The sequence below is a fragment of the Methylibium sp. genome, from assembly GCF_035762065.1.
GTDB lineage: Bacteria > Pseudomonadota > Gammaproteobacteria > Burkholderiales > Burkholderiaceae_C > Methylibium.
This window is the reverse complement of the sequence record NZ_DASTPW010000002.1, coordinates 129,914-155,930: the sequence shown is the minus strand read 5'-3', so window position 1 is coordinate 155,930 and position 26,017 is coordinate 129,914. Positions and strand designations below refer to the sequence as shown.

Here is a 26,017-nt window from a genome sequence, read left to right as displayed (position 1 = left end):
ATGAGCCACACGCTGCAGAGCCTGGTGCTGCCCAACCTCGAAGTGGCGGCCGACGAGTCGATGTACCTGCGGCTGAACGACCGGGCCTGGGCGGTGCTCGGCACGCCGAGGCTGCTGTTCGAGCGCGGCGGCGTCGCCTCGACCGACACCTTCTACAACGGCCTGACGGTCGGCGTCTGGCGCCGGCTTTGCGCGGTGCGCAGCCTCGCGATGGAGCTCGAAGGCGAAGGCTCGTTCGTGGTGAGCTTCGGGTTGCACCGGCTCGGCCAGGCCTCGGCATGGCTCGCCGAACAGGCGGTGAGGCTCGAGCCGGGCCGGGCGCATCGCATCGAGCTTCCGGCCTTCGCGACGCTGCATGACGGGCTGCTGTTCGCCCGGCTGCGCTCGCTCGAGGCCGGCGTGCTCGACGCGGCCCGCTACGTCACCGACGACGAGCCGCCGAACGCGGTGCGGCTGGGCCTCGTGATCACGCACTTCGACCGCGTCGCGCAGGTGATGCCGGCGATCGAGCGCATCGGCCGCCAGGTGCTCGCGCGGCCGGACCTGCAGGGCCGCGTCACGCTGACCGTGGTGGACAACTCGCGCAATCTGCCGGCGGTGTCGCAGCCCGGCACCACGGTGATCACGAACCGCAACTTCGGCGGCACCGGCGGCTTCGCGCGCGGCCTGCTCGAGCTGATCGACGGCGGCCAGCACAGCCACGCGCTGTTCATGGACGACGACGCCTCCTGCGAGAGCGAGTCGATCGCGCGCAGCTTCGCGCTGCTGGAGCACGCGCGCGATCCGAAGCAGGCGGTCGCCGGCTCGCTGCTGCGCGAGGCCGCGCCCTGGCACCTGCTGGAGAAGGGCGCGCGCTTCGACCATCAGGTGCGCCCGATCTCCCCTGGCCTCGACATGCGCCGCGTCGAAGACCTGCTGCGGGCCGAACGCGCGAGCGCGGCGCCCGACTACGGCGCCTGGTGGTTCTTCGCCTTCCCGCTGCGCGAGGTGCGCCACTTCCCCTTCCCCTTCTTCGTGCGCGGCGACGACATCCAGTTCGGCTTGGCGAACCGCTTCACGATCGCGACGCTCAACGGCGTCGGCTGCTTCGGCGAGGACTTCGGCGTCAAGCACAGCCCGCTGACCGCCTACCTCGACGCGCGCTACCACCTGGTGCTCGCGTTGCTCGATCGCGCGGGCGCGGCGTCGCGGGTGCGCTGGGTCGCGACCCGGCTGTTCCTCAAGGCGCTGACCAGTTACCACTACAGCAGCGCGCGCGCGGTGACGCTCGCCCTGCGGCACGTGATGCAGGGCCCCGACTTCTTCCGCGAGCACCTCGATCTGCATGCGGTGCGCGCCGAGATCGGCGCCTGGCTGCCGCGCGAGAAGCTCGCGCCGCTCGACCACGGGCAGCGCGGCCTGCGGCCGGCACGCCGGCGCGAGGAGTCGCCGCTGCGCCGGCTGGCGCGTGCGCTGACGCTGCAGGGCTTCGTGCTGCCGCGTGCGCTGCTGATGGACCGCACCACCGTGCTCGACAAGAGCTTCCACGGCCGCGCGAGCGCGGTGTTCCGTTACCGGCACGTGCTTTACGAACACGCCGGCAGCGGCACCGGCTACCTCGCCCACTTCGACCGCAAGCGCTTCTTCGCCGAGCTGCGCGCCTTCGTGGCCACCTGGTTCGCGTTCCGGCGCCGGCTCGGGCCGCTGCAGCAGGCCTACGAGCGCGGCGTCACCGAGATGAGCACCGCGGCGTTCTGGCGCCGCACCTACCGGCCCGCGCCGTCGCGGGCGCCGGCGCCCGCGACGCAGCCCGAGGCAGCGGTGTCGGTCGCGGACGGCTGAGGCGCGCCCCGGCGCGGCATGCGCCTTGCCCGACCGGGCCGTTGCGTCTTCGTTGCCGAGCCGACGCCAATGAGCCCGTCCCCAATGTCGCCCTCCTCGCCACCGCCGCCTCCGGCCGCCGCCCAGCCTGCCGCGGGCGACGAGCCGTCGACGATCGGCGTGCTGGAGGAAGAAGCCCGGATCGGGCGCGAGCGCGTCGTCACCGGCGTCCTGCACATCCACAAGACGGTGCACGACGAGACCGAGGCGCTGCATGAAACCGGCTTCCAGGAATACGCGGAGGTGCGCCGCGTGCCGATCGGCCGCGTGGTGGATGCCGCCAGCCCGCCGCGCACCGAGCGGGGCGTGACGATCGTGCCGGTCTACGAGGAGCGCGTGCGCATCGTGCGCGAGCTGGTGCTCGCCGAAGAACTGCACGTCAGCCTGCGCCGCGTGCCCTTCGATCGGACGCTGCAGTTGAGCCGGCGGCGCGAGCGGGTGAGCGTCGAGCACCGCGACGTCGCGCCGGACGGGTCGACCACGCGCGACTGAACGGGCGGCATGCCCATTGCCGAACTTCTCGGGCGGGAAGCGTCGTCGCATCGTCCAACACCCACACCAGTCACGGCACCTGCAGTGCCGCAATCGCCGAGGCTCCGTGCGAACGCCGCGGAGCGAGGCATCAAGGAGATCTGAAATGAGCAGCACGGTCGTAGCCATGTTCGACGACTACAGCAGCGCGGAGCGCGCCGCGGAGGCGCTACGCGACACGGGCATCGCGCCCGACGCGATCAACCTCAGTTCCGACGGCACGCGGATGACGCAGACGCCGTCGACCACCACGCCTCACCAGGACCGCCGCGGCTTCTTCGCGAAGCTGTTTGGCCTGGGCGAAGACGAAGACGACTCGGGCCACTACGCCGAGGCGGTGCGTCGCGGCAGCACGCTGCTCAGCGTGCGGCTCGACGACACGCAGGACGACCGCGCCGACGAGGTGCGTTCCATCCTCGAGAAGCACGGCGCCGACGACATCGACCGGCGCGTCGAGTACTGGCGCTCGGGCGGCTACACCGGCTACGACCCCACCGCGCAGCCCTACGGCGCCGACGAGATGGAGCGCGAGCGCGCGGCCTACGCCGGCGTGAAGGACGGCGGCTCGATGCAAGTCGTGCAGGAAGAACTGGCGGTGGGCAAGCGCACCGTGCAGAGCGGCGGCGTGCGCGTGCACCGCCGCCTGATCGAGACGCCGGTCGAGGAGGACATCGAGCTGCGCGAGGAGCGCGCGGTGGTCGATCGCCGCCCGGTCGACCGCCAGGCTTCGCCGGCCGACCTGCAGAACGCCTTCAGCGAGCAGACGATCGAGGTGCGCGAGAGTCGCGAGGAGCCGGTGGTCTCCAAGACCGCGCGCGTGGTCGAGGAGGTGCAGGTCGGCAAGAAGGTCACCGGCCGGACGGAAACGATTCGGGACTCGGTGCGCCGCAGCGACGTCGAGGTCGAGGGCCTGCACGACCAGCCAGCGGCCGGCAGCGGCGTGGGCGGCATGGCCGGCGCGATGGCGCGGCCGGTCTACCGAGGCCCGGAGCGGCGCATGAACCCGGTGGGCAGCTACACCGGCAAGGAACGGCGGATGGCGGCCTGATCCCCTGACGCGAGGCCGCCGGCGCGTCAGCCGGCGGCCTCGCCGCCTTCAGTCGGCGGCAGGTTCGAGCAGCGCCGGGCTCCAGTCGCTGCGCGCGCCGTCGCGATGCAGGCGGTGCGCGGTGTAGCGCGCATCGGTGAACACCATGCCGCTGCGATCAATGATCGCCGCCGGTTGCCGCACGCATTTGCGCTCGCCTTCGACGATGCCGCCCAGGTCCGGGAAGCGCAGTGCGCCGGGCGCGATCGGCGCGATCTTGCGGAAGACGCTGACGCCGGGGCGCCTCGAGGGCTCGTCGTGGCGGCGGTGCGTCGCGAGCGACACCACTTCGAGCGCGCGCGAGGCCGAGGCCGCGAGCACGACGAGGCCGAGGTCGTCGTAGACCAGCGTGTCGTGCAGCATGAACAGCCCGCCGAGCTTCAGCGCCGGCAAGTAGAGCGCGAGTTCGGCCGACAGGTGCGCGTAGGTGTGCAGCGAGTCGAAGAACATGAAATCGAACTCACCCTGCGCGACCAGCGCGCGGGGGTCGAGCTGCAGCGAATCGGCGTGCAGCGGCTGGATCGACCCGGCGAGCGCACTGCCCTCGAACATCGGATGCGCGGTCGGCTGTGGATCGATCGTGACCAGCTGCGCCGCCTCGCCGCCGTCGAAGCGCGCGCCGGCGGCCAGGTGGCAGGTCGAGAAACCACGCGAGGTGCCGGTCTCGAGCAGGCGGCGGCTCGCGGTGTTGACGACCAGCGTGTAGAGCAGGTCGGCGACAGGCACCTCCACGCAATCGAATTGCACGCGGGTGTACTGCTGGCGGCAGGCCGGCACGTCGTCCATCGAAAGGGGGCGATGCTCGTGGCGCGGTGGCAGGTGGTAGCCGCCGGTCGGCAGGTCGTACAGCGCGCGGCAGGCGCGCGCGGCCTCGGGCAAGGCGCTCAGCAGATGCTCGAACATGACGGCGGATCTCGGAAGCGAGGGCTGGGCCGTGGCGGGCAAGCCGCGCACCGGCTGCGGGCCGGGCGCTCGCGTCAATCGTTCAGGCGCCTCAGCACGCGGCAAGGGTTGCCGGCGGCGACAACGCCCGGGGGCACGTCGCGCGTGACGACGCTGCCCGCGCCGACGACCGAGTTCTCGCCCACCGTGACGCCCGGGTTGACGATGACGCCGCCGCCGAGCCAGACGCCGTCGGCGATCGTCACCGGCAGCGCCGATTCCCAGCCGGCACGGCGCAGCGCGGCGTCGATCGGGTGGGTCGCGGTGTAGAGGTGGACGCCGGGGGCGATCTGGACTTCGTCGCCGATCGTGATGCGGTTGCAGTCGAGCATCACGCAGCCGAAGTTGATGAAGCTGCGCGCGCCGATCGAGATGTTGAAGCCGTAATCGCAGCGCAGTGTCGGGCGGAGCACCGAGCCTTCGCCGAAGCGGGCGAACAGGTCCTCGAGCAGCGCCCGGCGCTCCGGCTCGGCGCCCGACGCGCTTGCGTTGAAGCGGTCGACCCGGGTCTGCGCGCGCACCTGGGCCGCGACGAGCTCCGGGTCGCTGGCGAAGTAAGGCTCGCCGGCGAGCATCCTTGCGCGCTGCCCCTCGCCCGCCGTGGCGGGCATCGAGGGGCGCCGACTCAACGCTTGCCCAGGGTGAGCAAGGCCCAGACGACGGGAGCGAGCAGAAGCCAGAAGGGAAGCAGCATGACCATCGGTTTCTCCTGCGGCGAAACGGGCCGCCGCTGAAGCCAGATGGCAAGCGCGGCTCCTGGACAGCCGCGCTGGAAAGAATGGTGGACCCGGGGGGAATCGAACCCCCGTCCGCAAGCCATCACCGGGTGGATCTACATGCTTAGCGGCCTGGTTTGGATCTCACGCCATCGCCGCGCAGGTGCACGCTGCGGGAGGCGCCAGTCACCTAGATCTCGCCTTGCGCCAAGTGACCCGACGCAAGACCAGCCGATGTGCATGACGTCTCAGCCTTCGGCCTTGCGGCTTGGGCCCGGCCCATCGGCCTGCCGTTGAGACGCTCACCGGTGTTTAAGCGGCGAGGGCGAAACGATCTTCGTTCGCAGTTGGTTTGTTTCAGCTGGATTTACGAGCTCACTGATGCTCGGCATGCCCCATTCCAGATCCGCACCCACGTCGAAACCAGGTCGGGCCCAAGAACGCGATTCTAGGAGGCGCCATGTTCACGGCGCCGCTGAAGGCTTTGCTCAGCGCAGGGCGAAATCGACGCGCGGCGTGGGCCCGTCGTCCTTCAGGCCGTCGCGGCCGAGCTTCGAGGCGGTGAGCAGCACCCGCTCGGGCGGCACGCGCGCGACCAGCTCGGCCTTGACACGATCGCCGCGGCGGTCGGCCAGCGCGCGCAACGCGGCATCGTCGATCGGCGCGCTCGCGGCAAGCAGCGACCGCATCTCGGCGGGCGGCAGATCCTTCGTGAAGCCGAGCGCGTTGCGCGGCTTGGTCTTGAGTTCGGCCGCCTTGTAGGCGGCGGCGAGCCAGCGGTCGCGCTCGTCGGCACCGAGCGTCACGCCGTCGGGCAGCTCGCCGAGCGACTTCGCCTTCGCCGCGCGCATCAGCCGCTCGACATGCTGCTGGCGCAGCGCGGCCTCGTCGGCGGCGCGGTCGGCATGGCCGGTGGCTTCGAGCTTGAGCGCCGGGCGATCGATCAAGGCCTTCGCAAGCGCATCGAGCCGCTGGGTGGCCGCGTCGTCGAGTTCGCTCGATCCGGGCGCGAAAGCGACGTGGCCGAGGTCGTCGGCCTTGCCGTTGCCGCCGCCGAAGGCGTTCGCGAGCAGCGAGAACGGCGCCGTCACCGCCTTGGTGATCAGGTTGACGAGCACCCGCGCGATCACGCCGCCGATCGAGAACTGCGGATCGTCGAGGCTGCCGCTGACCGGCAGATTCACGTCGATCACGCCGTTGCGGTCCTTCAGCAGCGCGACCGCGAGCTGCACCGGCAGCTTCAGCGCGTTCGGGCTCTCGACGCGGTCGCCGAAGGTGAGCTGGTCCAGCACCAGCTGGTTCTCGGCTTCGAGCCGGCCGTCCTTGATGCGGTAGCGCACCCGCATCGTCAGCGTGCCCTTCTCGACGCCGTAGCCGGCGTAGCGCGTGGAATAGCCGCTCAGCCGCGTGATGTCGATGCCGCGCGCGCTCGCGGTGATGTCGGTCGCGAGCCGCGCGCCGAGCGGATGGATGCTGCCGCCGATCTCCAGCGGCGCGCTGCCGTCGACGCGGCCGGCAAGCTTGACCGCCGCCGGCTGGGGATCGCTCCATGCGAGCGCCGCGACCTCGCCGGCCACGCCGGTGAGCCGCGCCGAATAGTTGGGACGGATGAAGTTGTCGGTGAAATCGATCTCGCCGCGCGCGACGCGGATGCCTTGCCAGCGCAGTTGCGCGCCCGGCGCTTCCGGCTGCTTCGCCGCGGCCGGTGCGGACCCCGGCGCCGCGTTCTCGGCCCGCGTCAGCGAGCGCCGATCCCCGCCTTCCTTGACAACGATGTCGCGCAGGTTGACGCGACTTTCGGCATCGATGATCACGCGGCCGTAGAAATCCTCCAGGCTCACGCGGCCGAGGTCGGCCTGCAGCGGCGCGGCTGCGTCGGCGGTCGGGCTCGCGCGCCACAGCAGCTCGCTGCCGTCGAGGCTCAGGCGCCTGAAGCGCAGGAGTTCCGCGTCGTTGAGCTTGTCGCGCGCGCGCAGCTCGCGCAGCGCGGCGGCGCCCTTCCAGCGCAGCGAAGCGAGCGGCTGCAGGGCGGTGCCCTCGAGCTTCAGTTCGCCTTTCGCGTCGAGCTTGGCCGACTGCAGCGTCGCGTTGATCCGCGGCTCGAGGTAGGGCTGCAGGCCCGCGAGATCGAAGGCGGCGATCTCCACGCGGCTCGCCAGCGCGAGCGGCTGCGGCACGACCTCGCCCTTCAGCTCGATGCGGCCGGAGCGGCCGGCTTCGGCGGAAAGCTCGAAGGCGACCGGCCGGGCCATGTCGCTGGACGCACCCGCGAGCTTCGCGTCGATGCGCTTGAACGCGTGCACGGCGGCGCCGGCCGCATCCGTCGCGCGCACCTCGATACCGACGGCCTGCGCGCTCGCGTCGCTCACCGTCCACCCGGCAGGGCTGGCGTCGACTTCGGCACGCAGGTCGATGCGACCGGCTCCGATGCGCACCGGCAGAAGATCGCGCCACGGCAAGAGCCAGGCGGCGGGGGCCCACTGTTCGAGCCGCGCCTTCGCCGCGACGTGGCGCTCGGCGAGCGCGATGCGCGCCTCGAGCTGCAGCTTCGCGCCCTCGTCGTCCGCGCCGCGCAACAGCAGCGCCGCCGGCGCGGCACCGCTGCGATCGCCGAGCCCGTCGACACGCAGCGACTCGATCGCGAAGCGCCGTGGCTGCAGCCAGGCGCCGTGGGACAGCGCCAGTGCGCCGGCGTCGAGCTCGATCGCGTCGATCGCCCAGGCGAAAGCCGTCTTGGCGCCGCGGGCAGGCGCGGCGGCTTGCGCGCTGGTCGCCTCGGGCGGGGCTTTCGCTGTCAGCCGTGCCAGATCGGCCTCGAGCTTCGGCGCATGCACGCGCAGCTTCGCGATCCGCGCCTCGCCGGCCAGCGGGCGCAGGTCGAGCCCTTCGACCGCGAGCCGATCGACCGCAAGGTCGAGCGCGGGCTGCGCGACGCGCGCCGCGAACCCCGACAGCGCCGCGCTGCCGGTGACGCGCAGCAAGGGCGGCTCGGGCGCGTCGCGCCGTTCGAAGTCGATGTGGAGCGCGACATCGAGCCGGCCGCCGCGCGGCTCGAAAGGCAGCGCACCCAGCTGCTGCGGAAACTGGCTTGCGAGCGCCTCGGCCCAGGCCACCACGTCGATCCCGCTCAGGTTCACGTCGATGCTCGAACGCAGGCCCTGCTGGAAGGGCAGCGTCCTGCCTTGCACGTCGATGCGGCTGCCATCGAGCGTGGCGACGAGTTGCGGCTCGACGTCGATCGCGATCTTCGACGGCAGGTTCGAGACGAAGGGCACGCCGAGGCTCAGGCCGTCGAGCAGGTGCTCGGTGCCGGCGACGCGATCGACGAAGCGCATGCGGCCGCCCGCGAGTCGCAGGTTGTAGAGCGCGAAGCGCGCCGGCTTCGCATCGGCCGGCGCCGGCGGGCGGCGCGCCAGCGCATCGAGCAGCGGCGAGACGTTGAAGCGCCGGGCCTGCAGGCGTTCAAGTTCGACGACCGGCTCGTTCACCTCGACGCGTTCGAGCACCGGCGCGAAACGCCACAGCGATTCGGTCGAACCGTCGGCGACGATGCGCGCGATGCGCAGCCACGGCGCTTCGGCTGGGCCGAGCCGCAGGCCTTCGAGCGTCGCGCGCAGCGACCACGGCGCGAACGAAAGCCGCTCGATCGTCAGCGGCGCGCCCAACGCTTCGCTCGCGGCGGCCTCGATGCGCGGCTTCGCGAGAAGCGGCAGCGCCCAGCCGGCGAGCAGCGTCCACGACAGCGCGAGGACGATCAGCGCCGCCGCCGCGATGCGCAGCCGCCGCCCGCCGAGGCGCTGCCGGATCGAGGCCAGCGCCGGAGTGTTCATCGCTTCAGCTTGCGAGCTCGATCAGCTCGAGCAATGCCATCGGCGTCGCGATCACCGCATCGGCCTGCCAGGTCGAGACCTCGGCCGCGGCGCCCAGGTAGCCGTAGCCGGCGACGACGGCCGGCATGCCGGCGGCGTGAGCGGCCTGCACGTCGCGCAGGTCGTCGCCGACGTAGATCGCCTCGTCCGCCCGCACTCCGAGCCGCGCGCAGGCTTCGAGCAGCGGCGCCGGGTGCGGCTTGGCATGCGCGGTGGTGTCGCCGCAGATGAGCGTGGGCGTGCGCAGGCCCAGGCCGGCGAGCACGCGCGGCGCGAAGCGTTCCGCCTTATTGGTCACCACGCCCCAGGCGAAGCCGTGCTCGACCAGCGCGTCGAGACTCGCGCGCACGCCGTCGAACAGCACCGAGTCGCGGTCGAGCGCCGCGTCGTACTCGTTCAGGAACTCTTCGCGCAGCGCTTCGTAGTCGGGCATGCCGGGGTGCACGTCCAGGCCGGCGGCGAGCATGCCGCGCGCGCCCGACGACGCGACCGGGCTCAGCTGCGCGATCGGCAGGGCCGCAAGGCCGCGACGCTCGCGCATGCGATTGAGGGCGCCGCCGAGATCGGGTGCGGTGTCGGCCAGCGTGCCGTCCAAGTCGAACAGGACCGCGCGCACGGCGAAGCGCGGACGTCTCGCACGGGATGCATCCGAGGCTGCGTTCATGGCTTGCGGCACGCGAACATGTAGTTGACGCTGGTGTCGTCGTTCAGGCGGTAGCGCCGCGTCACGGGGTTGTATTGGAGCCCGCGCGTGGCGGTGACTTCGAGGCCGGCGTCGCGGCACCAGCGCGCCAGCTCGCTTGGCCGGATGAAGCGCGCGTACTCATGGGTCCCGCGCGGCAGCAGCCGCAGGAGGTACTCGGCGCCGACGATCGCGAAGAGGAAGGACTTCGGGTTGCGGTTCAGCGTCGAAAAGAAGACGTGGCCGCCCGGCTTCGCGAGCGCGGCACAGGCGCGCACCGTCGACGCGGGGTCGGGCACGTGTTCGAGCATTTCCATGCAGGTGACGACGTCGCGGCTGGCCGGCGCTTCTTCGGCCAGCGCCTCGACGGCGATCTCGCGGTAAGCGACCGACGGCGTCTGCGCCTCCATTGCATGCAGCTGCGCGACCTTCAAGGCCTTGCCGGCGAGATCGATGCCGAGCACCTCGGCACCCGCGCGCGCCATGGCGTCGGAGAGGATGCCACCGCCGCAACCCACATCGACTGCCTGCTTGCCGGCGAGCCCGCCCACTTGCCTGGCGATCCACTCGAGCCGCAACGGGTTGATCTGGTGCAGCGGACGGAACTCGCTTTCCGGGTCCCACCAGCGATGCGCGAGTTCGCTGAATTTGGCGAGTTCGCGCGGGTCGGCATTGGTCGTCGTCATGGGCGGCGATGCTAGCCGGAGGCATCGCGCCGACGCGCTTAGCCATCCGCTGCGAGCAGGCAAAAAAGAACCCCGCCGCAGCGGGGTTCCGATCTCGGCTCGAGGCCGATCGAGCAAGGCTTACTTGTTGCGCGTGCCGACGACCTCGATCTCGGTGCGGCGATTCTTGGACTTGCCTTCGCGGGTCTTGTTGTCCGCGACCGGTTGCTTCTCGCCCTTGCCTTCGGTGTAGATCCGGTTCTGCTCGATGCCCTTCGACACGAGATAGGCCTTCACCGACTCGGCGCGGCGCTGCGACAGCTTCTGGTTGTAGGCGTCCGAGCCGTCGGAGTCGGTGTGGCCCACGGCGATCACGACTTCGAGGTTCATGCCGCTGATCTTGCTGACCAAGTCGTCCAGCTTCGCGCGGGCGTCCGGCTTCAGCACGGCCTTGTCGACGTCGAAGAAGGCGTCGGCGGCGTAGGTGACCTTCTCGCTGACCGGCGCAGGCGGCGCCGGCGGCGGGGGCGGGGGCGCGACCGGAGCAGGAGCCGGCGGCGGCGGGGGCGGCGGCGGGGGCGGGGGCGGCGGGGACGCGCCGTCGCAACGCTTGTCGGCGGTGGCCGGCGACCAGAAGCCGTCACGCCAGCAAAGTTCGTTGGTACCGTTCTTCCAGACGTTGCCGTCTACGTTTTTCCAGTTGTCGGTCGAGCCCGCCGCAGGCGTACTCGGCGAAGAAGCGCAACCGCCAAGCGCGACAACCGCGAAGAGCGCTGCCACCTGGTTTAACTTGTTCATGTTTCTCCTCTCGGGTAGACCGCGATCGTGCGGCAAACGTCGACCGACTGCTTGAATGCATCAGCGGCATTGAAGAGCACGCGCCGCTGAAAATCGACGAGGCATTCTGCCATAGGGCCTCCTGCGAACAAGCGGCAAGCCACGCGCCATGCGGCTTCGCGAGGTGCTGTTGCTGTCGAACGACAAGCACCGACACATAGAATTCATGCCAGTTCGCTCCTGCGAATCCTCGCGTCGGACAGCCCCCTGAAAACCGGTCGGTGCCGTCCTACATAGCCTCTCGTTCCGGTCCCGTCGCATGAGCTCATTCGCCAAGGAAACCCTGCCCATCAGCCTCGAAGAGGAGATGCGCCGCAGCTACCTCGACTACGCGATGAGCGTGATCGTCGGCCGCGCCCTCCCTGACGCGCGCGACGGCCTGAAGCCGGTGCATCGTCGCGTGCTCTACGCGATGCATGAGCTCAACAACGACTGGAACCGGCCCTACAAGAAGAGCGCGCGCATCGTCGGCGACGTCATCGGCAAGTACCACCCGCACGGTGACAGCGCGGTCTACGACACGATCGTGCGGATGGCGCAGGACTTCTCGCTGCGCCACATGCTGGTCGATGGCCAGGGCAACTTCGGCAGCGTCGACGGCGACAACGCCGCGGCGATGCGCTACACGGAGATCCGCCTCTCGAAGATCGCCCACGAGATGCTGGCCGACATCGACAAGGAGACGGTCGACTTCGGCCCCAACTACGACGGCAGCGAGAAAGAGCCGCTAGTGCTGCCGACGCGGCTGCCGAATCTCCTGATCAACGGCAGCGCGGGCATCGCGGTGGGCATGGCGACCAACATCCCGCCGCACAACCTCAACGAGACGGTCGATGCCTGCCTGCACCTGCTGAAGAACCCGGAAGCGTCGATCGACGAGCTGATGGAGATCGTGCCGGCGCCCGACTTCCCGACCGCCGGGATCATCTACGGCTTGAACGGCGTGCGCGAGGGCTACCGCACCGGCCGCGGCAAGGTCGTGATGCGCGCGAAGGTCCATTTCGAGGACATCGACAAGGGCGCGCGCCAGTCGATCATCGTCGACGAGATCCCCTACCAGGTGAACAAGAAGACGCTGCTCGAGCGCATGGCCGAGCTCGTCCACGAGAAGAAGCTCGAAGGCATCAGCCACATCCAGGACGAGTCCGACAAGTCCGGCATGCGCGTCGTCATCGAGCTCAAGCGCGGCGAAGTGCCGGAGGTCGTGCTCAACAACCTCTACAAGCAGACCCAGCTGCAGGACAGCTTCGGCATCAACATGGTCGCGCTGGTCGACGGCCAGCCGAAGCTGTGCAACCTCAAGGACCTGGTCGAGGTCTTCCTCGACCATCGCCGCGAGGTCGTCACGCGCCGCACCGTGTTCGAACTGCGCAAGGCGCGCGAACGCGGCCACGTGCTCGAAGGTCTTGCGGTGGCGCTCGCGAACATCGACGAGTTCATCGAGATCATCAAGAACTCGCCGACGCCGCCGCTGGCCAAGCAGGCATTGATGGACAGGAGCTGGGACTCGTCGCTGGTGCGCGAGATGCTGACCCGTGCCGAAGGCGAAGCGCCGGGCGGACGCGAGTCCTTCCGCCCAGAGGGCCTGCCGCTGCACTACGGCATGCAGTCCGACGGCCTCTACCGCCTCTCCGACGACCAGGCGCAGGAAATCCTGCAAATGCGCCTCGCGCGCCTGACCGGCCTGGAGCAGGACAAGATCGTCGGCGAATACAAGGACGTGATGGCGCAGATCGCCGATCTGCTCGACATCCTCTCGAAGCCCGAGCGCGTCGCGGTGATCATCGGGGACGAGCTGCTCGCGCTGAAGCAGGAGTTCGGCGGCACCAAGCTCGCCGCACGCCGCAGCGTCGTCGAGCACAACGTCCAAGAGCTCGGCACCGAAGACTTGATCACCCCGACCGACATGGTCGTCACGCTGAGCCACACCGGCTACGTGAAGAGCCAGCCGCTCGCCGAGTACCGCGCGCAAAAGCGCGGCGGGCGCGGCAAGCAGGCGACGCAGACCAAGGAAGACGACTGGATCGAGCAGCTCTTCATCGCCAACACGCACGACTGGATGCTGTGCTTCAGCAACCGGGGCCGCGTCTACTGGCTCAAGGTGTGGGAGGTGCCGCAGGGCGGGCGCGCGGCGCGCGGCAAGCCGATCGTCAACATGTTTCCGTTGCAGCCGGACGAGAAGATCACCGTCGTGCTGCCGCTGACCGGCGAGTTCCGCAGCTTCCCCGCCGACCACTACATCTTCATGTCGACCGCGCTCGGCACCGTGAAGAAGACGGCGCTCGACGAGTTCAGCAATCCGCGCAAGGCCGGGATCATCGCGGTCGACCTCGACGAGGGCGACCACCTGATCGGCGCCGCGCTCACCGATGGCAAGCACGACGTGATGCTGTTCTCCGACGGCGGCAAGGCCGTGCGCTTCGCCGAGGACGAAGTGCGCCCGCTGGGCCGCACCGCGCGCGGCGTGCGGGGCATGACGCTCGAACCCGGGCAGACGGTCATCGCGCTGCTGGTCGCCGAGGACGAAACGCAGAGCGTTCTGACGGCCACCGAGAACGGCTTCGGCAAGCGCACCTCGATCGTCGAGTACACGCGTCACGGCCGCGGCGGCAAGGGAATGATCGCGATCGTGCAGAGCGAGCGCAACGGCAAGGTCGTCGCCGCCACGCTGGTGCGTCCGGCCGACGAGATCATGTTGATCACCGACCGTGGCGTGCTCGTGCGCACGCGCGTCAGCGAAATCCGCGAGCTGGGCCGCGCGACGCAGGGTGTCACGCTGATCGCACTGGACGACGGCTCCCAGCTCGGCGGCCTGCAGCGCATCGTCGAGAACGACGCCGGCGAAGCGCCCGAATCGAGCAACTCCAACGATGCTCCGAGCGACGGCGCCCCCGTCGATTCGGCATGACCTGCGCTCGCCGTCCGGCGCTCGCCGTGGCGCGCTTCGCCTCCCTCGTGTTCGTCGTCGCCGCAAGCGCATCGCCCGCCCAGCAGGCCGCCGGCTCGAAAGTGCAGCCGGCATCCTCGCCCGCTCCCGCCGCCTCGATGCCGATCCCGCTGGCGCCGACCGCCAGCAAGCGCGAGTTCGCGCAGCGCTTCGTGCTGCTGCAGCAGCCGTCGATCGATAACCTGGTGCGTAACCTCGTTGAAAGCCCGGCGCGTCAACTGATGGCCGCCGGAGATCCGGTGCTGATGACGCGCGTGCCGGCCGACAAGCGCGAGGCCGCGATCAAGCAGGTGCAGACCGAGGTGCGCAAGTACGTCGACAGCGCCACGCCGATCGTGCGCGAGCAGGCGAACAAGCTCGCGCAATCGGTGCTGCTGCCGGCCGTCGAGGAGCGCTTCACCGAGGACGAGCTGCGCCAGATCGTCCTGTTCCTCGAATCGCCGGCGCAGCGCAAGCTGCAGCAGAGCCTGCCGGAGCTGAGCCAGGGGCTGGCCGCGAAGCTGGTCGAGCAGACCCGGCCGCAGATCGATCCGAAGCTCAAGGCGCTCGACACCTCGGTCGCCAAGGCGCTCGGCGTGCCGATGAACCCCGCGGCGCGGCCGGCCGACAAGTCGGCATCGATGCCGGCAGGCAGCGGCCTGAGCCCGGGCGGTACGCGCAGCACGCCGCTGGGCGGCAACAAGCCGGCCGACAAGCCGGCGCCGAAGCCCTGACGCGAAGCGCCGTGGCCCGCGCCCACAACTTCTCGCCCGGCCCCGCGACGCTGCCGGAGCCGGTGCTGCGCCAGGCCGCCGCCGAGATGCTCGACTGGCAGGGTTCGGGCGTCGGCGTCATGGAGATGAGCCACCGTGGCCGCGAGTTCGCGCAGATCTTCGAGCGCACCGAGGCGCGGCTGCGCGAACTGCTCGCCGTGCCCGCGCACTTTCGCGTGCTGTTCATGCAGGGCGGCGCCATCGGCGAGAACGCGGTGGTGCCGATGAACCTGATCGCGCGCCGGCCGGCGCGGCGGGCCGATCACGTCATCACCGGCACCTGGTCGAAGAAGACGAGCCGCGAAGGCGAGCGCTACGGCCAGGTGCACGTCGCTGCGAGCAACGAGGCGACGCGTCACACGACGCTGCCCGCGCCTTCGAGCTGGCAGCTGAGCGCCGACGCGAGCTACGTCCACCTATGCAGCAACGAGACGATCGGCGGCGTCGAAGTCCACGAGCTGCCCGACCTGCGCGCGCTGGGCAGCGAGGCGCCGCTGGTGATCGACGCCTCCTCGCACCTCGCCTCGCGGCCGATCGCATGGGATCGCGTCGGCCTCGTCTACGCGGGCGCGCAGAAAAACATCGGCCCGGCCGGCCTCACGCTGGTGTTCGTGCGCGACGATCTGCTCGGCCACGCGCTGCCGGTCTGCCCGAGCGCCTTCGACTACGCGACGGTGGCTTCGAACGGCTCGATGTTCAACACGCCGCCGACCTGGGCCATCTACATCGCCGGCCTGGTGTTCGAGTGGATTGCGCAACAGGGCGGCATAGCGGCGATCGAGCAGCGCAATGTCGAGAAGGCGGCGCTGCTGTATGCGGCGATCGACGGCTCCGAAGGCTTCTACGTCAACCGCGTCGCGCACGACTGCCGCTCGCGGATGAACGTGCCCTTCTTCCTGCGCGAAGACTCGCTCACGCCGGCCTTCCTGGACGCGGCGCGCGAGCGCGGGCTCCTGCAGTTGAAAGGTCACAAGAGCGTCGGCGGCCTGCGTGCCTCGCTCTACAACGCGATGCCCTTGGCGGGTGTCCAGTCGCTCGTGGGCTGCATGCAAGAATTCGCGGCACACCATGGCTGAGCCGCGCGCCAACGCTGCGATCGACCCCGCGCTGCTCGGTCTGCGCGAGCAGATCGATGCCGTCGATCGCGAATTGCTCGCCTTGCTGAACCGCCGCGCGGCGCTCGCGCAGCAGGTCGGCGGCATCAAGAAGCGCGAAGGGTCGGTCGTGTTCCGGCCCGAACGCGAAGCGCAGGTGATCGACGGCATGAAGGCCGCGAACCCGGGCCCGCTGCAAAGCGACAGCGTCGCGCCGATCTGGCGCGAGATCATGTCGGCCTGCCGTGCGCTCGAGACGCCGACGCGCGTCGCCTACCTCGGCCCGGCAGGCACCTTCAGCGAGCTTGCGGCGCTCGGCTATTTCGGCAGCTCGATCGTGCGCGTGCCTTGCGCGAGCATCGACGAGGTGTTTCGCAGCACCACCGCCGGTGCGGCCGACTTCGGCGTCGTGCCGGTCGAGAACTCGACGGAAGGCGTCGTCGCACGCTCGCTCGACCTGATGCTGACGACGCCGTTGTTCGTGATCGGCGAGACCAGCCTTTTCGTGCGCCACAACCTGCTGCGGCTCAACGATTCGCTCGCGCAGATCCAAGCCGTCTGCGCGCATCCGCAGGCGCTGGCGCAGTGCCACGGCTGGCTCAGCTACCACCTGCCCGACGTCGAACGCCGGCCGGTCGCAAGCAACGCCGAAGGCGCACGTCTTGCGGCGCAGGACGCCTCGCTCGCGGCCGTCGCGAGCGAGCGCGCGGGCAGCGAGTTCGGCCTGCACGTCGTCGCGCCGGCGATCCAGGACGACCCGCACAACCGCACGCGCTTCGCGATCGTGACGCACCCGCAGCGCCATCCGGCGCCGAAGGCCTCGGGGCACGACTGCACCAGCCTCGTCGTCTCGGTGAACAACCGGCCCGGGGCGGTGCACGACATGCTGGTGCCGTTGAAGGAGCACGGCGTGTCGATGACGCGCTTCGAATCGCGCCCCGCGCGCAGCGCCGATCAATGGGAGTACTACTTCTACATCGACCTTCAGGGCCATCCCGACGAGCCGAAGGTCGCGGCCGCCATGGGCTCGCTGCGGGCGGTCTGTTCGTTCTTCAAGGTGCTCGGCACCTATCCCCTGGACGCGCACTGATGGGACCACCCCCGTTGCGGCTCCGCCGCTCCCCCTCGAGGGGGCGACGCTGGCCGACCGGCAAAGCCGGACCCGCGGCGTCTGCGCAGTGGGCCTCGCTTGCATGTCGAGCGCCGCGTGCAGCCGAGAGGGCAAGGCGCGATGTTTAATCAGCTCGGTGTGATCGGCTGCGGCCTGATGGGCGGATCCTTCGCGCTGGCGCTCAAGCGCGCGGGGCTGGTGCGGCAGGTCGTGGGCTACAGCAAGTCGCCCTCGACGACGGAGAAGGCGAAGCGGCTCGGCGTGATCGACATCGCGGCGGAATCGGCGCTGCTGGCCGTCTCCGGCTCGGACCTGGTGCTGATCGCGGTGCCGGTCGCGGCGATCGACGCGACGCTGAAGGCGATCCGGCATCTGGTCGAGTCCGGCGTGCTGATCATGGACGTCGGCAGCACCAAGCGCGACGTCGTCGATACCGCCCGGCGCGTGCTCAAGGATCGGGTCGATTGCTTCGTGCCCGCGCACCCGATCGCCGGCAAGGAAGTCTCGGGCATCGATCACGCCGACGGCCAGCTGTACGGCGGCCGGCAGGTGATCTTGACGCCGATCGCGCAGACGCGGCCGGAGCTGGTGCAGAAGGCGACCGACCTCTGGTCGGCGATCGGCTCGCAGGTGCTCAAGATGAGCCCGGAGAACCACGATGCGGCCTTCGCGGCCGTGAGCCATCTGCCGCATCTGCTGGCCTTCGCGTATTTCTCGTCGGTCGCCAAGCAGCCCGCCGGGCGCGAGTTCCTCTCGCTCGCCGGCCCGGGCTTTCGCGATTTCACCCGCATCGCCGCCAGCGACCCGGAGATGTGGCGCGACGTGCTGATGGCCAACCGGGAAGAGATCCTCAAGCAGTCGCTGCGCTTTCGCCACACGCTCGATGCGCTCGAGCACGTGATCAAGCAAGGCAACGGCGATGCGCTCGAAGACCTGATCCGCAGCGCGTCCGAGATGCGGCTCGGGTGGCAGATGAGCACGCCGAAAAGATGACGACTCGGCCGTTGGGGCTTCGCCGGTCCCTGCACGGGGCGCCGCTCCGCGGCCCGGCCGAGCGGGATTTGCGGCGGCTGCCAGCTTGAAGGAATTGCTGGTGGCGCGATCACGCGCTGCATACGAAGCATGAGCGGCCCTGCCTTCCTCGACATCCCCCCGTTGCGCCGCGTCGCCGGCACGGTGCGGCTGCCCGGCTCGAAGAGCATCTCGAACCGCGTGCTGCTGCTCGCGGGTTTGAGCGCCGGCGCGACGCGCGTGCACGATCTGCTCGACTCGGACGACACGCGGGTGATGCTCGACGCGCTGCGCACGCTCGGCTGCCGCGTCGAGCGCGACGGCGACGTGCATCTCGTTCACGGCCTCGGCGGCCGGCTGGCCGTCAAGGAGGCGAAGCTGTTCCTCGGCAATGCCGGCACCGCGATGCGCCCGCTCGCCGCCGCGCTCGCGCTGCTGGCCGCCACGCAGGGCGGCCGCTTCGAACTGAGCGGCGTCGCTCGCATGCACGAGCGGCCGATCGGCGACCTGGTCGATGCGTTGCGCCCGCTGGGCTTGGCGATCACCTGCCTCGGCCACGAGGGCTACCCGCCGCTGCGTCTGGACGGCGGCACGCTGAGGCTCGACGCGCCGATCCGCGTCCGCGGGGATGTCTCCAGCCAATTCCTGACCGCGTTGCTGATGGCGCTGCCGCTGGTGGCCGAAGCACGCGCGATCGAGATCGAGGTCGTCGGCGAACTGATCTCCAAGCCCTACATCGAGATCACGCTGAAGCTGCTCGCGCGCTTCGGCATCGCGGTGGAGCGCGACGGCTGGCAGCGCTTCACGATCCCGCCCGGCGCGGCGTATACGTCGCCCGGCGAGGTGCACGTCGAGGGCGATGCCTCGTCGGCCAGCTACTTCGTCGCGGCCGGCGCGATCGCGGCGACCGCTGCGCCGCTGAGAATCGAAGGCGTCGGCTCGGCGTCAATTCAGGGTGACATCCGCTTCGTCGATGCAGCGCGCGCGATGGGGGCCGACGTGCGCGAGGAGCCGAACGCGCTCGCCGTGCGACGCGGGCGCTGGCCGCTCGCCGGCATCACGCTCGACTGCAATGCCATCCCCGACGCCGCCATGACGCTGGCGGCAATGGCCCTCTACGCCGACGGGCCGACGCGGCTCACGAACATCGCGAGCTGGCGCGTCAAGGAAACCGACCGCATCGCGGCGATGGCCGCCGAACTGCGCAAGTTCGGCGCCGAGGTCGAGGAGGGAGCGGACTTCATCGAGGTGAAGCCGCCCGCCGCCTGGCGTGCCGCGACGATCCGCACCTACGACGATCACCGGATGGCGATGTGCGCTTCGCTGGCGGCGTTCAATCCTGCTGCTGGCGGACACCAGCCGGTGCGCGTGCTCGACCCCCGCTGCGTCGGCAAGACCTTCCCCGAGTACTTCGAGGCGCTGTTCGCGGTGGCCGAGGCGGCGCCGGCCGACATCCCGGTGCTGACCGTCGACGGCCCGACGGCCTCCGGCAAGGGCACCCTTGCCGATGCGCTGGCGCAATGCCTCGGCTACCACCACCTCGACTCCGGCGCGCTGTACCGCGCGACTGCGCTGGCGGCACTGCGCTCAGGTGCGGACGGCGCGGACGAGCCGGCGCTCGCCGCCCTCGCCCGCGCGCTGCCACTGCGCTTCGAGAAGCAGCGCGTGCTGCTGGCTGGCGAAGACGTGACCGACGCACTGCGCCAGGAGGAGGTCGGCAGCCTGGCCTCGCGCATCGCCGCGCTGCCGTCGGTGCGCACCGCGCTGGTCGATCTGCAGCTCGCCTTCCGGCGCCTGCCCGGGCTGGTCGCCGATGGGCGCGACATGGGCACGGTGATATTCCCCGACGCCCCATTGAAGGTCTTCCTGACGGCAAGCGCCGAAACCCGCGCCGCGAGGCGGCACAAGCAGCTCGCTTCCAAGGGTGTTTCTGCTAGCATCGCGGCCCTGCGCGCAGACCTCGAAGCACGCGACGAACGGGACAAAAACCGCAGCGTCGCGCCCCTGAAGCCCGCCGCGCAGGCGCAACGGCTCGACAACTCGGCCCTCACGATCGAAGCCTCGGTCGACGAGGTGCTCCGCTGGTGGAGGGCCGTGCGGCCGTTCGAAGCCGGTTGAAGGACAGGCCCAGAACGCATCCCGGTCCGTCGCTTCCCCTCGGTGCTCTCCGCTGCAATGGCGGGGGCCCACCGAAGCGGCGGTTGTTGCAACCACCGACCCGCCGCTTCTGCGGCAACGCCGGCCACCACCGGCCCCAGGAAACCACATGAGTCAAACCGCAATGGCCTCGGCCGAAGGCATGGAATCGTTCGCCGCGTTGTTCGAGGAGTCGCTCAAGCGCTCCGACATGCGCGCCGGCGAAGTGATCACCGCCGAGGTGGTGCGCATCGAGCACAGCTTCGTCGTCGTGAACGCCGGCCTGAAGAGCGAGGCCTATGTCGCGATCGAAGAATTCAAGAACGACCAGGGTGAGCTCGAGGTCGAGGTCGGCGATTTCGTCTCCGTCGCGATCGACGCGATCGAGAACGGCTACGGCGACACCATCCTGAGCCGCGACAAGGCCAAGCGCCTCGCCTCGTGGATGTCGCTCGAGACTTCGCTCGAGTCGGGCGACTTCGTCACCGGCACCGTCAACGGCAAGGTCAAGGGCGGCCTGACCGTCCTCGTCAATGGCATCCGCGCCTTCCTGCCCGGCTCGCTGCTCGATACGCGTCCGGTCAAGGACATGACGCCGTTCGAAGGTAAGACGATGGAGTTCAAGGTCATCAAGCTCGACCGCAAGCGCAACAACGTCGTGTTGTCGCGCCGCGCGGTGGTCGAGGCTTCGATGGGCGAGGAGCGCGCCAAGCTGCTGAGCACGCTGCGCGAAGGCGCCTTCGTCAACGGCGTCGTCAAAAACATCACCGAGTACGGCGCGTTCGTCGACCTCGGCGGCATCGACGGCCTGCTGCACATCACCGACATGGCGTGGCGCCGCGTGCGCCACCCGACGGAAGTCGTGCAGGTCGGCCAGGAGCTCACCGCCAAGGTCCTCAAGTTCGACGCCGAGAAGAACCGCGTCTCGCTGGGCCTCAAGCAGATGGGCGACGACCCCTGGGTCGGCGTCTCGCGCCGCTACCCGCAGGGCACCCGCCTGTTCGGCAAGGTCACCAACATCGCCGACTACGGCGCCTTCGTCGAGATCGAGCCGGGCATCGAGGGCCTCGTGCACGTCTCGGAGATGGACTGGACCAACAAGAACGTCGCGCCGAGCAAGCTTGTCACGATGGGCGAGGAGGTCGAGGTCATGGTCCTCGAGATCGACGAGGACAAGCGCCGCATCAGCCTGGGCATGAAGCAGTGCAAGGCCAATCCCTGGGACGAATTCGCGCAGAACCACAAGCGCGGCGACAAGCTCAAGGGCCCCGTCAAGTCGATCACCGACTTCGGCGTGTTCGTGGGTCTGGCCGCCGGCATCGACGGCCTGGTGCACCTGTCCGACCTGTCCTGGCACGAGCCGGGCGAGCAGGCGGTGCGCAACTACAAGAAGGGTCAGGAGGTCGAGGCGCTGGTGCTGGCGATCGACGTCGAGCGCGAGCGCATCTCGCTGGGCATCAAGCAGCTCGACGGCGACCCGTTCGCGACCTACACCTCGGTCAACGACCGCGGCATGACGGTCACCGGGAAGGTCAAGACCGTCGATCCGCGCGGCGCCGAGATCCAGCTGGCCGACGACGTCACCGGCTACCTGCGCGCTTCCGAGATCAGCCGCGACCGCGTCGAGGACGCACGCAACGTGCTGAAGGAAGGCGACGAGGTGACGGCGCTGATCATCAATGTCGATCGCAAGACGCGCTCGATCCAGTTGTCGATCAAGGCCAAGGACTCGGCGGACAGCCAGGAAGCGATGCAGCGCCTGCACCAGTCGAGCGAGCGCGAGAGCGCCGGCACGACGAGCCTGGGCGCGCTGCTCAAGGCCAAGCTCGACAACCGCGAGTGAGCCACGCCGCAGCCGCGCCCCGGAGCCCCGGCTTCGAGGCGCGGCTGACCAGCCGCCATGACCCGCTCCGACCTCGTCGCCCTGCTGGGCGAGCGCTTCACGCAACTGACGAACCGGGATACCGAGTTCGCGGTGAAGACCATGCTCGACGCGATGAGCGACGCGCTGGCGCGCGGGCACCGGATCGAGATCCGCGGCTTCGGCAGCTTCTCGGTCAACCGCCGGCCGCCACGCACGGGGCGCAACCCGCGCTCGGGCGAACAGGTCGCGGTGCCCGAGAAGCTGGTGCCGCACTTCAAGCCGGGCAAGGCGCTGCGCGAGGCGGTCGACCGCCAGCCCGTCGAGCCGCCGGAGCGCGCACGCGCGGTCGGCGAGTGACGCGGCCGGTGCGCAGCGCAGGCTGCTGAGTCGCATCGCGCGCTTACGATCGGCCGATGCGCGTGCTCGTCTGGTTGCTGAGGATCGTCGTCTTCGTCGCGCTGTTCGCCTTCGCGCTGAACAACCAGCACGAGGTCGCGCTGAAGGCCTTCTTCGGACGCGAATGGCGCTCGCCGATGATCTTCGTGGTGCTGGCGGCGTTCGGCGCGGGCTGTGCGGCCGGCGTCGCCGGGATGCTGCCGAGCTGGTGGCGCGCGCGCCAACCGGCACGGTCCGCGTCGTCGCTCCCACCGGGCACGGCGCCGCCGGCGGCGGCGTCCACCGAACCGGTCGCGCTCGACCACCCGCCGCGCGATGGACTTTGACCCCTTCGACTCGCTGACGCTGGCCCTCGTCGGCCTGATGCTGGCGTTCGCGCTCGGCTGGCTGGCGTCGCGCTTCGATTTGCGCCAGTGGAAGCGCGAGCAGCAAGAGTCGCCGAAAGCCTATTTCAAGGGCCTGAACCTGCTGCTCAACGAACAGCAGGACAAGGCGATCGACGCCTTCATCGAAGCGGTCCAGCACGATCCCGGCAGCTCCGATCTGCACTTCGCGCTCGGCAACCTGTTCCGCCGCCGTGGCGAGTACGAGCGCGCGGTGCGGGTGCATCAGCACCTGCTGGGCCGCGGCGACCTCTCCGCCACCGAACGCGAACGCGCCCAGCACGCGCTTGCACAGGACTACCTGAAGGCCGGCCTGTTCGACCGCGCCGAGGAAGCCTTTCGGAGGCTCGAAGGCACCGCCTTCGCGACCGATGCGCGGCTCGAACGCCTGCTGCTGCACGAGCACGCGCGGGACTGGCATGCGGCGATCGAAGTCGCCCGCAAGCTTGAAGCGGCTGGCGCCGGCTCGTTCGCGCAGCGCATCGCGCACCACCACTGCGAGCTGGCGCTGGAGGCCGATGCGCGCCTGCGGCCCGACGATGCCGATGCCGAGCTGCGCAAGGCGCGCGAAGCGGCACCGCAGGCAGCGCGGCCGCGCGTGATCGAAGCGCAGCGCCTCGCCCAGGCGGGCCGCCACCGCGATGCGCTCGCCGCATGGGGCGATCTGTTCAAGGTGCAGCCGCCGGCGCTGGCGCTCGTTGCCGGCGAGATCGCGGCGAGCGCGAAAGCCGCGGGCTCCGAGCTTGACCTCGCCGCCGGCCGCAAGCTGCTGCAAGCGGCCTACGAACGCCAGCCCTGCCTCGATCTGTTGCAGGCGCTGCGCACGCTCGAGCCGGCCGCAAGCGACGGCTTCGCCGCACTGGCATCGCACCTCGAGCGCCATCCGACGCCCTCGGCCGCCGCAGCGCTGCTGCAACATCGCGACGCGCTCGGCTCGACGCCCACTGCCGCCGAAACCCGCCGCCTGCAGCAGGTGCTCGCCGCCGCTGCGCGGCCGCTGCGCCGCTACCGCTGCGCCGCCTGTGGCTTCGAGGCGCAGAACTATTTTTGGCAATGCCCCGGCTGCCACAGCTGGGACAGCTATCCGCCGACGCGGCTCGAAGACCAATGACCATCCCGATCGTCGCTCCAGGTCGCGAGCGCATCGCCGCCGCGCGCGTGCTCGTGGTCGGCGACGCGATGCTCGACCGCTACTGGTTCGGCGCCGTCGAACGCATATCGCCCGAGGCGCCGGTGCCGGTGGTGCGCGTCAACCGTGAGGAGGAGCGCCTGGGCGGCGCGGCCAACGTCGCGCTCAACGTCAAGAAGCTCGGCGCGCAGGCGACGCTGCTCACCGTCGTCGGCGACGACGAGCCCGCGCGCACGCTCGAACGCCTGCTCGAACGCGACGGCGTCGCGACGCTGCTCGGCCGCGATCCGCAGCTCTACACCATCGTCAAGCTGCGCGTGATCGGCCGCTCGCAGCAGCTGATCCGCGTCGACTTCGAGAACCAGCCCGATCACGAGGTGCTCGCCGGCATGCTGGCCGACTACGAGACCGCGCTCGCGAAGCACGACGCGGTGCTGTTCTCGGACTACGGCAAGGGCGGGCTCGAGCACATCCCGCGGATGATCGAACTCGCGCGCGCGGCGGGCAAGCCGGTGCTGGTCGATCCCAAGGGCGCCAGCTGGCAGCGCTACGCCGGCGCGAGCGTGATCACGCCGAACCGCGCGGAGCTTGCGCAGGTCGCCGGCAGCTGGAGCGGCGAAGCGCAGCTGCGCACGAAGGCGCAAGCCTTGCGTGCCGAGCTGAACCTGGCCGCGCTGCTCGTCACCCGCAGCGAAGAAGGCATGACGGTCTTCGACGCCGGTGGCGATGCCAGCGTGCCGGCGCAGGCGCGCGAGGTCTTCGACGTCACCGGCGCCGGCGACACCGTGATCGCGACGCTCGCGACGCTGATGGCCTGCGGCCTCGACGCACGCGAGTCGATGCCCTGGGCCAACAAGGCCGGCAGCGTGGTGGTCAGCAAGTTCGGCACCGCGAGCGCGAGCTACGAGGAGGTTTTCATGAGCGGCGACGGTCTCCCGAGCGCGGCCCCCCTCCCGAGGGCACCGGGCGCCGCAGGCGATCGTGGGGGTTCGGCATGACCCGCGTGGTCGTCACCGGCGCGGCCGGCATGATCGGCAGCAACATCGTGCTCGGGCTCAACCGGCTTGGCATCGACGACGTGATCGCGGTCGACAACCTCACGCACGCCGGCAAGTTCCGCAACCTCGTCGATGCGCGCATCGCGGACTACCTCGACAAGACCGACTTCTACGCCCGCTTCGCACGCGGCGAGTTCGGCAAAGTCGATGCGGTGTTCCATGAAGGCGCCTGCTCCGACACGATGGAGCACGACGGCCGCTACATGCTCGACACCAACTACCGGGCATCGAAAGACCTGCTCGATGCGTGCCTCGCGCGCGGCGTGCGTCTGCTGTATGCCTCCTCGGCGGCCACGTATGGCGCCAGCACGGGTTTCATCGAGACGCCCGCGAACGAGCGGCCGCTCAACGTCTACGGATGGTCGAAGCTGCTGTTCGATCAGGTGGTGCGCCGGCAACTGCAGACGGCTTCGGTCCAGGTCGCGGGGTTCCGCTACTTCAACGTCTATGGCCCGCGCGAGACGCACAAGGGCCGCATGGCCTCGGTCGCCTTCCATCACTTCCAGCAGTTGCGCGAGCACGGCAGCGTCAAGCTCTTCGGCGAGTACGGTGGCTACGGGCCGGGCCTGCAGGAGCGCGACTTCGTGAGCGTCGACGACGTGGTCGCGGTGAACCTCTGGTTCTTCGCGCATCCGGCGGCGCGCGGCATCGTCAACCTCGGCACCGGCCGCGCGCAGCCGTTCAACGACGTGGCACAGGCCACGGTGAATGCCTGCCGTCGGCTCGCCGGTCGGCCGGCACTGAGCCTGGCCGATCAAGTCGCACAAGGCCTCGTGCAATACATCCCCTTCCCCGATGCGCTGGTCGGCAAGTACCAGTGCCACACGCAAGCCGACCTGAGCGCCTTGCGGGCGACGGGCTGCGATGTGGTCTTCGCCGACGTCGCCACCGGCGTCGATCGCTACATCGACTGGCTCGCCGCGCAGCCCGCGACCTGAGCGCCACTG

Annotated in this window: 21 protein-coding genes and 1 other RNA gene; 15 read left to right on the top strand and 7 right to left on the bottom strand. The window is 70.0% G+C overall.

Translation table 11 applies throughout. The features are described 5' to 3' along the window. From VFR90_RS00900 to VFR90_RS00890, 3 genes are all read left to right on the top strand, one after another. Positions 1–1,821: a hypothetical protein gene (locus VFR90_RS00900; RefSeq protein ID WP_326404022.1), complete on the top strand. Its 1,821-nt coding sequence runs from the start codon at positions 1–3 to the stop codon at positions 1,819–1,821. Positions 1,822–1,905: 84 nt separating this feature from the next. After that, entirely contained in the window at positions 1,906–2,352 is a 447-nt protein-coding gene (locus VFR90_RS00895) for a DUF2382 domain-containing protein (protein ID WP_326404021.1), read from the top strand. Positions 2,353–2,497: 145 nt separating this feature from the next. Then, positions 2,498–3,439: a YsnF/AvaK domain-containing protein gene (locus VFR90_RS00890; RefSeq protein WP_326404020.1), complete on the top strand. Its 942-nt coding sequence runs from the start codon at positions 2,498–2,500 to the stop codon at positions 3,437–3,439. 48 nt (positions 3,440–3,487) lie between these two features. Here VFR90_RS00890 and VFR90_RS00885 read toward each other — a convergent pair whose 3' ends face one another. From VFR90_RS00885 to ompA, 7 genes are all read right to left on the bottom strand, one after another. Next, on the bottom strand, positions 3,488–4,381 hold the full coding sequence (locus tag VFR90_RS00885; RefSeq protein ID WP_326404019.1) for an O-methyltransferase: 894 nt from the start codon (positions 4,379–4,381) through the stop codon (positions 3,488–3,490). Between the two features lie 74 nt (positions 4,382–4,455). Continuing rightward, positions 4,456–5,031: a sugar O-acetyltransferase gene (locus tag VFR90_RS00880; protein ID WP_326404018.1), complete on the bottom strand. Its 576-nt coding sequence runs from the start codon at positions 5,029–5,031 to the stop codon at positions 4,456–4,458. 168 nt (positions 5,032–5,199) lie between these two features. Beyond that, positions 5,200–5,572: a transfer-messenger RNA gene (gene ssrA, locus VFR90_RS00875) on the bottom strand. Between the two features lie 52 nt (positions 5,573–5,624). Beyond that, positions 5,625–8,966, bottom strand: a complete 3,342-nt coding sequence (locus VFR90_RS00870; RefSeq protein ID WP_326404017.1) for a DUF748 domain-containing protein — start codon at positions 8,964–8,966, stop codon at positions 5,625–5,627. 4 nt (positions 8,967–8,970) lie between these two features. Beyond that, complete coding sequence (locus tag VFR90_RS00865) at positions 8,971–9,669, bottom strand: HAD-IA family hydrolase (protein ID WP_326404016.1); 699 nt, start codon at positions 9,667–9,669, stop codon at positions 8,971–8,973. Beyond that, on the bottom strand, positions 9,666–10,373 hold the full coding sequence (gene ubiG / locus VFR90_RS00860) for a bifunctional 2-polyprenyl-6-hydroxyphenol methylase/3-demethylubiquinol 3-O-methyltransferase UbiG (RefSeq protein ID WP_326404015.1): 708 nt from the start codon (positions 10,371–10,373) through the stop codon (positions 9,666–9,668). Before ubiG ends, VFR90_RS00865 begins: the two co-directional genes overlap by 4 nt. 120 nt (positions 10,374–10,493) lie before the next feature. Next, complete coding sequence (gene ompA, locus VFR90_RS00855; protein ID WP_326404195.1) at positions 10,494–11,150, bottom strand: outer membrane protein OmpA; 657 nt, start codon at positions 11,148–11,150, stop codon at positions 10,494–10,496. Positions 11,151–11,448: 298 nt separating this feature from the next. Here ompA and gyrA point away from each other — a divergent pair, with 298 nt between their 5' ends. The 12 genes from gyrA to rfaD all read left to right on the top strand — a co-directional run bounded on the left by gyrA (position 11,449) and on the right by rfaD (position 26,008). Beyond that, positions 11,449–14,097: a DNA gyrase subunit A gene (gene gyrA / locus VFR90_RS00850; RefSeq protein WP_326404014.1), complete on the top strand. Its 2,649-nt coding sequence runs from the start codon at positions 11,449–11,451 to the stop codon at positions 14,095–14,097. A gap of 137 nt (positions 14,098–14,234) precedes the next feature. Continuing rightward, the gene (locus VFR90_RS00845) at positions 14,235–14,849 is read left to right on the top strand and encodes a DUF2059 domain-containing protein (RefSeq protein WP_326404013.1); all 615 of its coding nucleotides are present in this window, start codon (positions 14,235–14,237) and stop codon (positions 14,847–14,849) included. An 11-nt stretch (positions 14,850–14,860) separates the two neighbouring features. Next, entirely contained in the window at positions 14,861–15,964 is a 1,104-nt protein-coding gene (gene serC, locus VFR90_RS00840; protein ID WP_326404012.1) for a 3-phosphoserine/phosphohydroxythreonine transaminase, read from the top strand. Further along, a complete protein-coding gene (pheA, locus tag VFR90_RS00835; RefSeq protein WP_326404011.1) occupies positions 15,957–17,072 on the top strand; it encodes a prephenate dehydratase in 1,116 nt (371 codons plus the stop codon). Before serC ends, pheA begins: the two co-directional genes overlap by 8 nt. 141 nt (positions 17,073–17,213) lie before the next feature. Next, the gene (locus VFR90_RS00830; protein WP_326404010.1) at positions 17,214–18,086 is read left to right on the top strand and encodes a prephenate dehydrogenase; all 873 of its coding nucleotides are present in this window, start codon (positions 17,214–17,216) and stop codon (positions 18,084–18,086) included. A gap of 129 nt (positions 18,087–18,215) precedes the next feature. Next, positions 18,216–20,222 (top strand): bifunctional 3-phosphoshikimate 1-carboxyvinyltransferase/cytidylate kinase, encoded by a 2,007-nt coding sequence (locus VFR90_RS00825; RefSeq protein WP_326404008.1) that lies wholly within the window; start codon positions 18,216–18,218, stop codon positions 20,220–20,222. Between the two features lie 148 nt (positions 20,223–20,370). Continuing rightward, positions 20,371–22,083 (top strand): 30S ribosomal protein S1, encoded by a 1,713-nt coding sequence (gene rpsA / locus VFR90_RS00820; RefSeq protein WP_326404007.1) that lies wholly within the window; start codon positions 20,371–20,373, stop codon positions 22,081–22,083. A gap of 57 nt (positions 22,084–22,140) precedes the next feature. After that, complete coding sequence (locus VFR90_RS00815) at positions 22,141–22,461, top strand: integration host factor subunit beta (RefSeq protein WP_326404006.1); 321 nt, start codon at positions 22,141–22,143, stop codon at positions 22,459–22,461. Between the two features lie 56 nt (positions 22,462–22,517). Beyond that, positions 22,518–22,826 carry a lipopolysaccharide assembly protein LapA domain-containing protein gene (locus VFR90_RS00810; protein WP_326404005.1) on the top strand — a complete coding sequence of 103 codons (309 nt, stop codon included), beginning with the start codon at positions 22,518–22,520 and terminating at the stop codon, positions 22,824–22,826. Then, on the top strand, positions 22,816–23,994 hold the full coding sequence (gene lapB / locus VFR90_RS00805) for a lipopolysaccharide assembly protein LapB (protein WP_326404004.1): 1,179 nt from the start codon (positions 22,816–22,818) through the stop codon (positions 23,992–23,994). The genes VFR90_RS00810 and lapB overlap by 11 nt, the downstream gene beginning before the upstream one ends. After that, complete coding sequence (gene rfaE1 / locus VFR90_RS00800; RefSeq protein ID WP_326404003.1) at positions 23,991–25,010, top strand: D-glycero-beta-D-manno-heptose-7-phosphate kinase; 1,020 nt, start codon at positions 23,991–23,993, stop codon at positions 25,008–25,010. The genes lapB and rfaE1 overlap by 4 nt, the downstream gene beginning before the upstream one ends. Beyond that, a complete protein-coding gene (gene rfaD, locus VFR90_RS00795; protein ID WP_326404002.1) occupies positions 25,007–26,008 on the top strand; it encodes an ADP-glyceromanno-heptose 6-epimerase in 1,002 nt (333 codons plus the stop codon). The genes rfaE1 and rfaD overlap by 4 nt, the downstream gene beginning before the upstream one ends. Positions 26,009–26,017 lie beyond the last annotated feature (9 nt).

Excerpts from the sequence above, each read along its gene's own strand:
- VFR90_RS00900 (WP_326404022.1), top strand. The coding sequence starts at position 1 with ATGAGCCACACGCTGCAGAGCCTGGTGCTGCCCAACCTCGAAGTGGCG.
- VFR90_RS00895 (WP_326404021.1), top strand. The coding sequence starts at position 1,906 with ATGTCGCCCTCCTCGCCACCGCCGCCTCCGGCCGCCGCCCAGCCTGCC.
- VFR90_RS00890 (WP_326404020.1), top strand. The coding sequence starts at position 2,498 with ATGAGCAGCACGGTCGTAGCCATGTTCGACGACTACAGCAGCGCGGAG.
- VFR90_RS00885 (WP_326404019.1), bottom strand. The coding sequence starts at position 4,381 with ATGTTCGAGCATCTGCTGAGCGCCTTGCCCGAGGCCGCGCGCGCCTGC.
- VFR90_RS00880 (WP_326404018.1), bottom strand. The coding sequence starts at position 5,031 with ATGCCCGCCACGGCGGGCGAGGGGCAGCGCGCAAGGATGCTCGCCGGC.
- VFR90_RS00870 (WP_326404017.1), bottom strand. The coding sequence starts at position 8,966 with ATGAACACTCCGGCGCTGGCCTCGATCCGGCAGCGCCTCGGCGGGCGG.
- VFR90_RS00865 (WP_326404016.1), bottom strand. The coding sequence starts at position 9,669 with ATGAACGCAGCCTCGGATGCATCCCGTGCGAGACGTCCGCGCTTCGCC.
- ubiG (WP_326404015.1), bottom strand. The coding sequence starts at position 10,373 with ATGACGACGACCAATGCCGACCCGCGCGAACTCGCCAAATTCAGCGAA.
- ompA (WP_326404195.1), bottom strand. The coding sequence starts at position 11,150 with ATGAACAAGTTAAACCAGGTGGCAGCGCTCTTCGCGGTTGTCGCGCTT.
- gyrA (WP_326404014.1), top strand. The coding sequence starts at position 11,449 with ATGAGCTCATTCGCCAAGGAAACCCTGCCCATCAGCCTCGAAGAGGAG.
- VFR90_RS00845 (WP_326404013.1), top strand. The coding sequence starts at position 14,235 with ATGCCGATCCCGCTGGCGCCGACCGCCAGCAAGCGCGAGTTCGCGCAG.
- pheA (WP_326404011.1), top strand. The coding sequence starts at position 15,957 with ATGGCTGAGCCGCGCGCCAACGCTGCGATCGACCCCGCGCTGCTCGGT.
- VFR90_RS00830 (WP_326404010.1), top strand. The coding sequence starts at position 17,214 with ATGTTTAATCAGCTCGGTGTGATCGGCTGCGGCCTGATGGGCGGATCC.
- VFR90_RS00825 (WP_326404008.1), top strand. The coding sequence starts at position 18,216 with ATGAGCGGCCCTGCCTTCCTCGACATCCCCCCGTTGCGCCGCGTCGCC.
- rpsA (WP_326404007.1), top strand. The coding sequence starts at position 20,371 with ATGAGTCAAACCGCAATGGCCTCGGCCGAAGGCATGGAATCGTTCGCC.
- VFR90_RS00815 (WP_326404006.1), top strand. The coding sequence starts at position 22,141 with ATGACCCGCTCCGACCTCGTCGCCCTGCTGGGCGAGCGCTTCACGCAA.
- VFR90_RS00810 (WP_326404005.1), top strand. The coding sequence starts at position 22,518 with ATGCGCGTGCTCGTCTGGTTGCTGAGGATCGTCGTCTTCGTCGCGCTG.
- lapB (WP_326404004.1), top strand. The coding sequence starts at position 22,816 with ATGGACTTTGACCCCTTCGACTCGCTGACGCTGGCCCTCGTCGGCCTG.
- rfaE1 (WP_326404003.1), top strand. The coding sequence starts at position 23,991 with ATGACCATCCCGATCGTCGCTCCAGGTCGCGAGCGCATCGCCGCCGCG.
- rfaD (WP_326404002.1), top strand. The coding sequence starts at position 25,007 with ATGACCCGCGTGGTCGTCACCGGCGCGGCCGGCATGATCGGCAGCAAC.